The following is a 12,604-nucleotide window of genomic DNA, read 5'->3' as shown; positions in this document are numbered from 1 at the left end:
CAGGCGGGAATCCACTTTTAAATCTCAGCAACTGTTTTTCAAACATCTGTTTTTTAGAATTTCCGATGGATTCCCGCCTACGCGGGAATGACGGCGGAGGGGTGTTTAGCGTGGTCTTATTATGAGGAAAGGTCGTCTGAAACTAAGTTTTCGGTTTCAGACGACCTCGTTTATTCAATCAATGCAGATTTGGGATAACTCAAGTAGCGTGGGCTTTGCCCACGAATGAATAAAAACACGGCTATCCTTTGAATTAACATAAGGCAAATTTCGTAGGCAAAGCCCACGCTACTCGTTGCTCCAACGGCAACCTATCCCTTCCCCCGTCCGGCGGAGGAAGGTTAGGATGGGGGTGGCTTTGCGGCTTTAGGCAAAATCAAACTGGTGCAGCCCATAGAGCCACCCTTTCCCCAGCCCTCTCCCGCCGGACGGGAGAAGAGGCAAGCTACACGTCGCGGTATAAATTTCTGCCCAACTACCGTCATTCCCGCGCAGGCGGGAATCCACTTTTAAATCTCAGCAACTGATTTTCAAACATCAGTTTCTTAGGATTTCTGATGGATTCCCGCCTGCGCGGGAATGACGGCGATAGGATGTTTAACGTAGTGTGTTCATAAGAAAAGGTCGTCTGAAAACCTTGGAATCGGGTTTTCAGACGACCTTTTGTCTTGGTTTCTAAATGTTATTTCTTCAATTCCGCCAAAATCTCGTCAACGGTTTTCTTCGCGTCGCCGAAGCACATTACGCTGTTTTCGTTGAAGAACAGCGGGTTTTGTACGCCTGCGTAGCCGGTATTCATCGAGCGTTTGAAGACGACGACTTCTTTTGCCTTCCACACTTCCAACACGGGCATGCCGGCAATCGGGCTGTTCGGGTCGGTTTGGGCGGCGGGGTTGACGGTGTCGTTCGCGCCGATAACCAGCACTACGTCGGTTTCGGGGAAGTCGTCGTTGATTTCGTCCATTTCCAACACGATGTCGTAGGGGACTTTGGCTTCGGCGAGCAGTACGTTCATGTGACCGGGCAGGCGGCCGGCGACGGGGTGGATGCCGAAGCGTACTTCTGCGCCGTTTTTACGCAAAAGCTCGGTGATTTCGGCAACGGGGTATTGTGCCTGCGCCACTGCCATGCCGTAGCCCGGGGTGATGATGACGCTGCTGGCGTTGCGCAGCATTTCGGCGACTTCGGCGGGTTTGACTTCGCGGTATTCGCCGACTTCTTGGCTGCCTGAGGCTGCGGCGGAGCCGTCGGTACCGAAGCCGCCTGCAATGACGGAGATGAAGGAGCGGTTCATGGCTTTACACATGATGTAGGACAGAATCGCGCCGCTGGAGCCGACCAGCGCGCCGGTGACGATGAGCAGGTCGTTGGAGAGCATGAAACCTGCCGCTGCGGCCGCCCAGCCGGAGTAGGAGTTCAGCATGGACACGACCACGGGCATATCTGCACCACCGATGGAGGCGACCAAGTGCCAGCCGAATGCGAGGGCGATCAGGGTCATCAGGATCAGGATGAAGCCGCTGCCGTCAACGGAGACGAACACCAGCATCAGGATAAAGGATAAAACCAATGCGGCGAGGTTGAGCTTGTGTTTGGCGGGCAGTTGCAGCGGCGCGCTGCTGATTTTGCCGTTGAGCTTGCCGAACGCGACCAGCGAGCCGGTAAAGGTTACGGCGCCGATGAAGATGCCCAAATAGACTTCGACCAGATGGATGGTGTGCATATCGTGCGAAACGTTGCCCGGTGCGATATAGCTGTTGAAGCCGACCAAAACTGCCGCCAAGCCGACGAAGCTGTGCAAAAGCGCAATCAGCTCGGGCATTTCGGTCATTTCTACTTTTTTGGCTTTGTAGATGCCGATGGCGGCGCCAATCAGCATGGCGATGATGATCCAGCCCAGTCCGTGAGTGTTTTCGGAAAACACGGTAACGAACAAGGCGACCGCCATCCCGGCGACGCCGGAATAACAGCCCTGCTTGGCGGTTTCCTGCTTGGACAGCCCCGCCAGCGAGAAGATGAACAGTATCGCGGCTACGATGTACGCCGCTGTAACGAGTCCTGAAGACATGGTGATTCTCCAATTATTTGTGAAAGTAACTGTGTTTTTTAATCGGGTCGTCTGAAAACTGAATTTCGGGTTTTCAGACGACCCTGATGCTTAGTATTTTTCAAAGACGACTATGACAAACTCCCTCCGCACCAGATTGCCACTTTTGCTGACCGCCCAATCGCGGCTTCGCTGTTCCCGAATGCAGCGCAACGGCAGGTTTTCCGACAGGGAGCGGATGTCGGCGGCATCATAGAGCGCGAAGCCGTGCGCGGCAAACGGCAGTTTCTCCATAAAGTCTTTTTCGCAGAAATTCAGGCATAGCCGCCCGCCGGATTTCAGCACGCGGCTCAGTTCCGAAAGCGCGCTTGGTGCGTCGTCCCAAAAATAGACGGTATTGACGGAAACGATTTTGTCGAAGCTTTCATCGGTAAAAGGCAGCGCGCCGCCGTCGTACAGCCGGTAATTCGCCAGCCCTGCTTCGAGAAACGGGGCATTGAATGCCTGCGCCTGTGCGTGCATTAACGGGGAAATTTCCAAACCTGTGTAATGCAGGTTTTCTGCCTGCGACAAAATGTAGCCGAGCAGCCCGCCGTTGCCGCAACCCGTTTCTAGGATGCGGTCTCCGTTTTGCAGTTGCACCGCTTCAAACGAACCGAGAATCTGTGTCAGGTTGCGCAGGTTCATCATCTGCCCGAACGCTGCTCCCACTTCGTCATGCGGACAGCGCAGTTGGGCGGCGGTTTGTTCGGGGGACAGGTTCATAGGGTTCTCCGACTATTGGGATGGTTGATTCAACGTCGTCTGAAAATCTGGAACTCGGGTTTTCAGACGACCTCTGTATCGGGTTTCCTATTCGCCGCCGAATTGTGCCAAAAACTCTTTTTCAGTCAGCTTGGGCGTGTCGTTTGCCAGTTCGTAATACGGGGCTTTGGCATCGATGTAAATCTGTTCTTCCAATTTGAAATCGGCGTTGTCGGCAAACAGTCCGGCGAAGACGAAATAGCTGTCTTTCGGCAGGAAATGGTAGAAAAGGTGTGTACCGCAGTTTTTGCAGAACGCGCGTTCCGCCCATTCGGATGACTGGTAGCGGGCGATGTTTGCTTCACCGTCGATTTTCGGCGGCTTGGCGGCAATCAGCGAAAACGTCGCGCCGCTGCCCCAAGTGCGGCACATTCCGCAATGGCAGGCGTGGACGTGTTTGTCGTGTTCCACTTCTAAAGATACGTCGCCGCACAGGCATTTTGCTTTCATGGTCGAAATCCTCATATTCGAAAACTGGCTTCCAGGTCGTCTGAAAACCCGCTGCATTCGTTTTAGCGAAATTCGCTACGCTTATTTTAGCGAAACTCGCTGAGCTCGTTTTCAGACGACCCCGCTGTCAGACAGCGGCTACAAACAGCCCAATGGTGCAGACAAATCCGCCCGTCCACATTGCCGAACGCAGGCTCGGTTTGTCTTTCAGATAACTGAAAATATAAGCAATGCGAAAGGCGATGAACGATATGGACAAAAGGTTGATGGTCGCTTGCGCGGCGTTGCCTGTGGCGTGTGCCACCAAAACGGCGGCGGCAAACGGGTCGAACACTTCAAAACCGTTTTGCTGCGCGGCATTGGCGCGCGCCGACAAGCCTTGCGTGCGGGCGAGGAAATCGCGCGGATTTCGGTTGTCCGACGGCTGAAAACCGCCCTGCGCTTTGGCGATGAAGGAACAAAACAGCGGCAGCAGCGATGCGATCAGGATGCACCAATAGGCTAAAGTCATGGTTTACCCTTTCCTAAACATGTTCAACATCCGACGCGTTACGAAGAAGCCGCCGAAGATGTTGACGCTGGCAATCAGGATGGCGATGAAGGCCAGCAGGGTCACGAAACCGTTGCCTTGGCTGATTTGCAGCAGCGCGCCGACGACGATGATGCCGGAAATGGCGTTGGTTACGGACATCAGCGGGGTATGCAGCGAGTGGCTGACGTTCCAGACAACGTAGTAGCCGATAACGCAGGCGAGGACGAACACGATGAAGTGGTTCAAAAATGCTGCGGGCGCGACCGCACCGACCCACAGTACCAATACGGCGGCGATGACGGCGGGCGCGAGTTTTTTCCACAGGGGAACGGGTTTCGGCTCAGGCTTGGCGGCAGGCGCGGCTTTTTCAGACGGCGTTTGCTGCGGCTGAGCGGAAACTTGAATCGGCGGAGGTGGGAAGGTGATTTCGCCGTCGCGGGTAACGGTCATGTTGCGGATAATCACATCTTCGAAGTCCAGTGTGATTTCGCCGTCTTTGTTCGGGCTTAACAGCTTGGTCAGGTTCACCAAGTTGGTGGCGTAAAGCTGGGAAGACTGTCCGGCAAGGCGGTTTGCCATGTCGGTGTAGCCGATGATTTTCACGCCGTTGTCGGTTATGAACAATTCGCCCGGCTTGGTGAGCTCGCAGTTGCCGCCCGTGGCCGCCGCCAAATCGACGATGACGGAGCCGGATTTCATGCTTTCCACCATTTCTTTGGTAATCAGTTTGGGCGCGGGTTTGCCCGGAATGGCGGCGGTAGTGATGATGATGTCCACTTCTTTCGCCTGCTCGGCAAAGAGTTTCATCTCGGCGGCGATAAATTCGTCGCTCATCACTTTGGCGTAGCCGTCGCCGCTGCCGCCCGATTCTTGCGGGAAGTCGAGTTTCAGGAACTTACCGCCCATCGATTCGATTTGTTCCGCCACTTCCAAGCGGGTATCGAACGCGCGCACCACTGCGCCGAGCGAGTTTGCTGTACCAATCGCCGCCAAACCCGCCACACCGGCACCAATCACCAAAACCTGCGCGGGCGGTACTTTGCCGGCGGCAGTGATTTGACCGGTGAAGAAACGGCCGAAGGCGTTGGCGGCTTCAATCACGGCGCGGTAGCCGCTGATGTTTGCCATCGAAGACAAAGCGTCCAAAGCCTGCGCGCGGGAAATACGGGGCACCATGTCCATCGCCAGCGCATTCACTTTCTTGGCGCGCAAGGCTTCCACCAAAGCCTCGTTTTGGCGCGGCCACAGGAAGCTGACGATGGTCTGCCCTTCTTTGAGCAGCGGCAGCTCGCCTTCGAACGGCGCGTTGACCTTATAAATCAAAGGGCAGGCCCAAACCGTCGCTTTGTCGGCAACGGTCGCGCCTGCTGTTTGGTAAGCGGCATCGTCCAAACTCGCCGCCAAACCTGCGCCGCTTTCGACAACGGTTTCAAAGCCCAGTTTGCTCAACAGGGCAACAGTGGCAGGCGTACAGGCGACGCGGGTTTCGCCGGATAATGACTCGCGTGGGATACCGATTTTCATCTCTGAATCCTTTTTTAGGTTGTCTGTATATAAATGTTAATATATTCCATATAATCCCCTTATAGCGAATTTTCAGTGGACTGGCAATAGGCAAGCCGACAATTCGGCATTTCCTTCCTGTATTGCCTTACACATACTGCCGTCTGCGTTTGAAATCATTTCCGAAAATACGGCTTGGGTGCCGTAACATTTTTCACTGTTTCACTATATAATCCGCATTTTTTGAGCCACCGCCATGCCGCACGCCCTCGTCCTCCAATTTCCCTCCGCCGAAGCCCTGCCTTCCGCCCTCCTCACCCGCCTGCCCAAGCCTGATTACACCGATGAAAAGCGTATGCGTTTTATCGTTGAAGAAGGGTTTTCTTTAAGCGGGGCAGACGCGGCGTTGCTGGACAGCCGTCAAATCGACCACGCCGTGTTGCCCGATAGGGCGTTTGGCGAACTCGGGCTGATTGTCAGCGATATGGATTCGACGCTGATTACCATTGAATGCGTCGATGAAATTGCGGCGGGCGTCGGCTTGAAAGACCGCGTGGCGGAAATTACCGAACGCTCGATGCGCGGCGAATTGGATTTCGAGCAGTCTTTGCGCAGCCGCGTCGCCCTGTTGGCGGGATTGGACGAGCGGGTTTTGGCGGAGGTTTATGAAAACGTTTTGCGGCTCTCGCCCGGCGCGGAATTTTTGTTGGACGAATGCAAGGCGCACGGCGTGAAATTCATGCTGGTGTCGGGCGGATTCACGTTTTTCACCGAAAGGCTGCAACAACGCCTCGGCTTCGAATACCAACACGCCAATATTTTGGAAATTGAAAACGGCAAGCTGACGGGTCGTCTGAAAGGCAGAATCATCGACGCGCAGGCAAAAGCCGATTTATTGCGCGAATACCGCGACCGCCTCGGATTGCAGCCGCATCAGGTGTTGGCGATGGGCGACGGGGCGAACGATATTCCTATGCTCAAAGAAGCCGGCGTAGGCGTGGCTTACCGCGCCAAACCGAAAGCGCAGGCAGTCGCCGATGCCTGCATCAACTTCGGCGGGCTGGAGCGCGTCAGGGGTTGGTTTAAATAAACCCGCCGGTATCGTTTGTCAGGAGTTTCCCGTTAAAACCAAGGTCGTCTGAAAAATTTTCAGACGACCTTTTTGCTGTTTGAAATATCGTAATGACTGTAAACGGAATGCCAAAGGACACGCCGTCTCAGCATGCTAAAACAGGTTTGCATCCCGCTCCCGAACACCACCCTCTTTATCCCTGTAACAGCCTTATCCCTTCTTCCTGCCAAACGGAAAAATAGGCAATTAATCAACACGGTTATTACTATTATTCAAATAATTTAATTATGCCTCGAAAATATTGACTTAAATTAAATAAAACCGTTTTCTTACTCACAAACTGCCTGATATTCTTTATACTACCAAAGTAGTAATTAACTACGCACAATGAACTAAACCAATAAAAGGAGCTCTAAGAATGAAACACCAGCTACTCCTTCTGCCGATTGCCTTAGCCGTATCCCAGGCTTGGGCGGACACAGACCCTGTTCCCGAAGAAACTGTTATCCTTTCCCCCGTTACCGTCACCGGCACACAACAACAAAAAGCCAATAGCGTTACTTTCAACCCCAAAGCTGCTTTGCAACCCCTCCCTGCCGGAGACGGTGCGGACCTTTTACAATCCGTGCCAAACATGAGCATCATCCGCAAAGGCGGAAGCTCGGGCGATCCATTGTTCCGCGGTTTGGGCGGTTCGCGCCTGTCGATTAACGCAGACGATCAGTTTATTTACGGCGGCTGCAGCATGCGTATGGACCCACCGACTGCCTACATCCATCCGAATTCTTTCGACAAAGTCATCGTCACCAAAGGCCCGCAAACCGTAACCCAAGGCATGGGTTTGGTCAGCGGCTCGGTGCAATTCATCCGCAAAGACCCTGATTTCAGCGAAAAACCCTACAACATCAACGCCTCCCTGACCGCAGGCAGCAACGACCGCCGCGACGGTTCGCTTGAAGCCGAATTCGGCGGCAAATACGGCTACGTCCGCAGCAATATTTCCCATAACGAAGCCGGCGACTACAAAGACGGCTCCGGCAAACGCGTCCACTCCCATTTCAAACGCGACAGCCAAATGCTGCAACTGGGCATCACCCCGACCGAAAACACCACCATCGCCGGCACATACGAACGCAGCAGGGCCAAGGTCGCCTACGCCGACCGCATGATGGACGGCAGCAAATTCGACCGCGACGCATGGAACGTCCGCTTTACCCAGCGCAACCTCACCCCTTGGTTCAGCGAACTCGAATTGCGCTACGGTGAAAGCGAAATCGACCACGTTATGGACACATACAGCCTGCGCACTATCCGTAATCCCGCAGGCAAACAGATTAAAAACGCCAACAACCCCAAACGCAACACCGACACAGGTCGTCTGAAAGCCACCTTCGATTGGGATAATCTCAACCTGCAAACCGGCGTAGATTATATGGACGACGTACACGTCGCCCGTATGGAACGCGGCGGCGACGGTTACCGCCACAAGCCCTACATGCCCAATCAAAGTTTCAAACAATGGGGCGTTTTCACCGAAGCCGCTTGGCAGCAAACCGACAAACAACGTTGGGTAGCAGGCTTGCGCCACGACCGTGTCAAAGCGCATTACGATTCCGCAGACGTAACCGATCCCGTTTTGAAACATCAGAAATTCAACTTGAATTCCGGTTTCTTACGTTGGGAACGTGATACGGATAATGGCTTGAAATACTACGCCGGATTCGGTATCGCCGAACGCTCGCCCGACTACTGGGAACGTCTGCGCGCCAAAAAGAAAATCATCCATCCCGAACAAAACCGCCAAATCGATGCGGGCATCATCTGGAAACGTCCTAACCTCCATGCCTCCGTATCCGTATTCGGCAGCGATGTCAAAAACTTCATCATACTCGAACGCCAAGGCACGGATTTAGGCGTACGCAACGTTAAAGCCTCGCGTTTCGGCGGCGAAGCCGAAGTCAAATGGACGTTTGCACCTAATTGGGAAATCGGCAGCAGCCTCGCCTACACCCACGGCAAAAACCGTACCGACGGCAAACCTTTGGCACAAACCCCGCCGCTGGAATGGAACAACACCCTCGCCTTTGACAACGGCAAATTCAGCGCAGGCGCATTATGGCGCGTCGTGGCCAAGCAAAACCGTTACAGCAAAGGTCAAGGCAATATCGTCGGTCAGGACATCGGCGCATCTTCCGGCTTCGGCGTACTCTCGCTCAACGCCGGCTGGAAATTCAGCAAATACGCCACCTTGCAGGCCGGTATAGACAACGTGTTCAACAAAACCTACGCCGAATTCGTCAGCAAAGGCGGCGACCCTTCAGCAGGCACGCAAACCTTGCGCGTCGACGAACCCGGCCGTACCGCTTGGTTGAGGCTGCAAGCGAAATTCTGATATTGAGTTGAGAAAGTGAAAGGTCGTCTGAAAACCCGATTGTGGGTTTTCAGACGACCTTTTTGATGATGACTTTAAAGTGAAGCTGTTTTACAAGAGACGATGTTTTAGTGATTCAAATCATATTCAAACCATACGGAACAGTTGAAATATCGTACCGAGATGAAAGTTTGAACCCAAGCCCCTGTATTTTTACCCGCCACCGCCCCGCAAATTTATAAAGGAACAAACCGAAAACCTTGTTCGTCAACCTCCAGTATGGAAGCGTAATCAGGCTTCCAATCCCCCAACACGATACGGGTAAAGCCGTCTTCCTGATGGATATGCTCACGGTGGGTGTGTCCGTGAATCAACAATTGGGCATGATGCCGACGCACAATGTCTGCGGTGAATTGCGGCTGGACGTCCATGATTTCGGCGGCTTTATATTGTTTGCCCTGCTTGCTGGTTCGGCGTATTTTGCGGGCGATTTTCAGGCGCAAGGCAAGCGGCAGGCTTAGGAACAGGCGTTGCAGCCATTTTTGGTGAACAACCTTTCTGAACTTCTGATAACGCGCATCATCGATACACAAAGTATCTCCGTGGCAAATCAAGGCGGAACTGCCGTATAAATCGACCACCGCATATTCGGGCAGTAATTTCATACCGGATTGCGCTGCAAATTGCTTTCCGATCAAAAAATCCCGGTTGCCGTGTACGAAGAAACATTCAATCCCGCGCTGCACGACGGATTGAATCGCTTGCGCGACGGTTTGGGTCAATTCGGATTGCTCGTCGTCGCCTATCCAAAAATCAAACAAATCCCCCAAAATATAAACCGAACGCGCTTGCGGTGCTTTTTCGCGCATAAAGCGCAAAAACAATTCGGTCAATTCGGGATGGGATTCGCTCAGGTGCAAATCGGAAATAAAGTAAATCGGCATGGCGGGCAACAGGTGTGAAATCCTTGCCATTATAGGTTTTCAGACGACCTTTGTATATCGGCCGCCAACGTATGTGGCATGGTCTCACCCGTTGCCGGAACTTCGCTCAATTTCTCTTTTTATCCGACATTCAGGCAGGCAATGATTTGAAACCCGCCCCAATCAGCCGCATTGGACGATTTTTTGATAACTGTCTTCCTGATGCACATCGCTGACGGGCACGACGTAAAACAACTCATTGCTGCGGACAAAGCGGTTGACCAAATCCCTATCAATATCAAATACATGATGGCGCAAGCCGTTCAAGCCGCGGAATATCATGGTTTTCCAATCCGCATACCCGTTGGCGTTGGGGCGGATATCATTCATCGCGTCCAGCGCCAGCAGTTTGCGGTTCTGCTCTTCTTTGTTCAAAGGCAGGGAATACACGGAATGGAAATGGAACGGCTGACCGAACATCGGCGGCAGGCTCAACATCGAGCCGGACTTGCCGATCGGAAAATCGTCGCTCAAAAAATGCAGCGTATGCAAAAACAGCGAACCTTTCCGATAATCCAATTGTTTCAACGCCTCAACCGCAGCAATCGTCGTATATTGATGGTCTTTGTGTGCATCAATATTGGGCGACGGGCTGACGATGATGTCGGGCTGGAAGGTTTCGATAATATAGGCCAGATTATTGACCAGACCGCGCCAATTCGAGCCGCCGTTCAAACCCTTGGATAAAGGCGAAGTATTGGCACGGCGGAACAGATTGACATCCGCCGTATCCAGTTTGGTCGACTTCACATCGGCATCAGGATTCTGCTTCATGACTTGCAATGTGCTGTCAAAATAGCCGAGCTGCAAAATGTTTTCAGACGACACCCCCGCCAAAAGCGGCACGGTCAGGCTGTTCCATACGCGCATCCTGCCCTTTTGCAGATACTGCGCCTGCATTTGCTCGGGATTGCGCGCATACAGATTGTTGTAATGGAAGCTGCCGCCCTCCCCTGCGGTAATCGTAACCACCAACGTATCAGCAGCATGTTTTTCATATAATCCGTAAGCCGCCAATTCCGCATCATCCGCATGGGGCGCAAGGACCAGGATTTTTTTACCGCTCAAACACTCGCGCGGATAAACCGACAATTCGACTTCCTGATCAGGCAGGGACACGCGGTTACCGCTTAATGTAATTTTTCTGCTGCCGTCGTCGAAGGTATCGGTCAAATTGAGGTAGCGCGCGCCGTTGCCGCCATGTTCGACATACGCCCGCCATTCCCCGCGGTTGGTTTTGACGCCGATCCAAGGCATCACCAATCTGCCCAGCCAACCTGATTTCACGTTGATTCTGGCGATTACCGTATCATTCGCGCCGATGGTGTCGGGCAAGATCAGTTCGCCCTCACGCAAACTGACTGTCGCCGACTTGGGCAATTGACCGTATTCGTAATCGCGGCTGACATCGTAAGCAAACCGTTTTCTGCGAATTGATGCCACGATAAAGGCAGCAATTACAAGCAGGCAAAGTATCATGCAAAACAATACTAGCAATAACATTTTATTCCCCTGTGATTATTTCCCGTATCTTATTATCTAAAAATGCGCCCGTCTTAACTTTCTAACAAACGGTCGTTTTAAAAACCAAACGTCATTTAAAATGAGTAATTTACAATTTGAAATCATACGGTTTCCAATTGCATAATCCCTTTATTTATAAGCGGTCGGTGCCATCCGACAATTAAATTTCGAGCAGCCTTCCCCATAAAATAGACACATGGGAAAACCTGTCGCGACAATGCAAGGTCGTCTGAAACCATCTAGGTCATCACGCCCATCCTGTTTCTCGCCATATTTGAACAAAAATAGCGCGCCAATCGTTCAGACGACCTTTTCAGCCCCTTGATACCAACAACCCGCCCAAAAACAAACCGACCGCTGTATCTCGCGGTCGGTTTTTTGGATTTTTCATTATAAAACGTCGTCTGAAACCTTTTTCAGACGACGTTTTACGCTTTACCACATCAAGATTGAAGGCTCCGGCGTCACCTGATAACCCTCCTTGCGCAACTTCTCAATCAAGCCTTGTTCAGACATCAGGTGCATGATGCCTACGGCAAAAACCGTTTTCTTTTTAGCAGATATCTCTTTGATTTTCGGCAACCAACTTTGATTGCGCTTAATCAGCAAATCGCTGCGTACCCAAGATAAAGCGGGAATAGTATCGGGATACTTTTGAGCAAATTCCTTTTCGAATTCAGTTTGCACCAAAGGTAAATCCTCGAACTTTCCTTTCTCATAGGCATTGAAAAGACGTTTGGTTTCCCGTTCGGCATACTCTTCATTCGTTCTCAATGTCAACATTTTAATCATCAACTTTTCCGGCTGACTGGCAAAAATTTGAGAAAAATCCATCACATCCTCTAAAGCAAGGCGTGTTTTACCGGACTCTTGTGCCGCTTTCGACAACAAAATATCCACACCTGTCTGGTTGCTGTATTCAGGCGGATAAATACTTAAAGCAAACAGCAACACCGCCCAAGGATGCATGTGGTCGATGTACGGTGCCATCTGAGCCAACTCCGGACTTTTCATAAAGTCCTGTTGCAACAGTTCAAAATTCTTATCGCCCAACTTGGATTTTAAAGAATCTTGACTATAAATTTTTTGCATAAACTCTTGATATTTCGCCATCTCTTCATCATTAAGCTGGGGCAGCATATCGGCCTCGGTAACCAACTGTTCGACAGATGCCAGCAGATTCTTTGCATCTTGAGACAAGGTGGCATTGGGCTTACCGATATGGATGGTACCGACCAAATAAGAATCCGGCTGCCCCGATTTGCTGATTTTCCAAACATTACTGGAGACCTTTGCAAAAAAGCCCTTCCTCCGACAA

Annotated in this window: 10 protein-coding genes; 2 read left to right on the top strand and 8 right to left on the bottom strand. The window is 52.1% G+C overall.

The genetic code is table 11. The annotated features are described in order from the left end of the window. Positions 1-682: 682 nt before the first annotated feature. The 5 genes from pntB to HMPREF3050_RS12115 form a co-directional block, all read right to left on the bottom strand. Positions 683-2,068: a Re/Si-specific NAD(P)(+) transhydrogenase subunit beta gene (pntB, locus tag HMPREF3050_RS12135; protein WP_070774966.1), complete on the bottom strand. Its 1,386-nt coding sequence runs from the start codon at positions 2,066-2,068 to the stop codon at positions 683-685. A gap of 90 nt (positions 2,069-2,158) precedes the next feature. Then, the gene (locus HMPREF3050_RS12130) at positions 2,159-2,812 is read right to left on the bottom strand and encodes a class I SAM-dependent methyltransferase (RefSeq protein WP_070774965.1); all 654 of its coding nucleotides are present in this window, start codon (positions 2,810-2,812) and stop codon (positions 2,159-2,161) included. Positions 2,813-2,899: 87 nt separating this feature from the next. Further along, positions 2,900-3,301: a GFA family protein gene (locus HMPREF3050_RS12125; RefSeq protein WP_070774964.1), complete on the bottom strand. Its 402-nt coding sequence runs from the start codon at positions 3,299-3,301 to the stop codon at positions 2,900-2,902. Positions 3,302-3,428: 127 nt separating this feature from the next. Continuing rightward, positions 3,429-3,812, bottom strand: a complete 384-nt coding sequence (locus tag HMPREF3050_RS12120) for an MAPEG family protein (protein WP_070774963.1) — start codon at positions 3,810-3,812, stop codon at positions 3,429-3,431. Between the two features lie 3 nt (positions 3,813-3,815). Continuing rightward, complete coding sequence (locus HMPREF3050_RS12115) at positions 3,816-5,357, bottom strand: Re/Si-specific NAD(P)(+) transhydrogenase subunit alpha (protein WP_070774962.1); 1,542 nt, start codon at positions 5,355-5,357, stop codon at positions 3,816-3,818. A gap of 235 nt (positions 5,358-5,592) precedes the next feature. On the opposite strand from HMPREF3050_RS12115, the gene serB reads away from it, so the two are divergent. Both serB and HMPREF3050_RS12105 read left to right on the top strand, forming a co-directional pair. Beyond that, positions 5,593-6,426 carry a phosphoserine phosphatase SerB gene (serB, locus tag HMPREF3050_RS12110; protein WP_070774961.1) on the top strand — a complete coding sequence of 278 codons (834 nt, stop codon included), beginning with the start codon at positions 5,593-5,595 and terminating at the stop codon, positions 6,424-6,426. 400 nt (positions 6,427-6,826) lie between these two features. Then, entirely contained in the window at positions 6,827-8,800 is a 1,974-nt protein-coding gene (locus HMPREF3050_RS12105; RefSeq protein ID WP_070774960.1) for a TonB-dependent copper receptor, read from the top strand. A 215-nt stretch (positions 8,801-9,015) separates the two neighbouring features. On the opposite strand, the gene lpxH is transcribed toward HMPREF3050_RS12105, so the two are convergent. The 3 genes from lpxH to HMPREF3050_RS12090 all read right to left on the bottom strand — a co-directional run. Beyond that, the gene (gene lpxH, locus HMPREF3050_RS12100; protein WP_094113409.1) at positions 9,016-9,753 is read right to left on the bottom strand and encodes a UDP-2,3-diacylglucosamine diphosphatase; all 738 of its coding nucleotides are present in this window, start codon (positions 9,751-9,753) and stop codon (positions 9,016-9,018) included. 132 nt (positions 9,754-9,885) lie between these two features. Further along, on the bottom strand, positions 9,886-11,265 hold the full coding sequence (locus tag HMPREF3050_RS12095; RefSeq protein ID WP_039862695.1) for a PIG-L deacetylase family protein: 1,380 nt from the start codon (positions 11,263-11,265) through the stop codon (positions 9,886-9,888). 456 nt (positions 11,266-11,721) lie between these two features. Next, the coding region (locus HMPREF3050_RS12090; protein ID WP_070774959.1) for a TraB/GumN family protein at positions 11,722-12,604 on the bottom strand (883 nt) is incomplete at its 5' end.

Source organism: Neisseria sp. HMSC065D04, from assembly GCF_001815675.1.
Lineage (GTDB): Bacteria > Pseudomonadota > Gammaproteobacteria > Burkholderiales > Neisseriaceae > Neisseria.
This window is presented reverse-complemented; position numbering and strand designations above follow the sequence as displayed.

Bases quoted from the DNA above. Each gene is read 5' to 3' on its own strand.
- pntB (WP_070774966.1), bottom strand. From the start codon at position 2,068: ATGTCTTCAGGACTCGTTACAGCGGCGTACATCGTAGCCGCGATACTG.
- HMPREF3050_RS12130 (WP_070774965.1), bottom strand. From the start codon at position 2,812: ATGAACCTGTCCCCCGAACAAACCGCCGCCCAACTGCGCTGTCCGCAT.
- HMPREF3050_RS12125 (WP_070774964.1), bottom strand. From the start codon at position 3,301: ATGAAAGCAAAATGCCTGTGCGGCGACGTATCTTTAGAAGTGGAACAC.
- HMPREF3050_RS12120 (WP_070774963.1), bottom strand. From the start codon at position 3,812: ATGACTTTAGCCTATTGGTGCATCCTGATCGCATCGCTGCTGCCGCTG.
- HMPREF3050_RS12115 (WP_070774962.1), bottom strand. From the start codon at position 5,357: ATGAAAATCGGTATCCCACGCGAGTCATTATCCGGCGAAACCCGCGTC.
- serB (WP_070774961.1), top strand. From the start codon at position 5,593: ATGCCGCACGCCCTCGTCCTCCAATTTCCCTCCGCCGAAGCCCTGCCT.
- HMPREF3050_RS12105 (WP_070774960.1), top strand. From the start codon at position 6,827: ATGAAACACCAGCTACTCCTTCTGCCGATTGCCTTAGCCGTATCCCAG.
- lpxH (WP_094113409.1), bottom strand. From the start codon at position 9,753: ATGGCAAGGATTTCACACCTGTTGCCCGCCATGCCGATTTACTTTATT.
- HMPREF3050_RS12095 (WP_039862695.1), bottom strand. From the start codon at position 11,265: ATGTTATTGCTAGTATTGTTTTGCATGATACTTTGCCTGCTTGTAATT.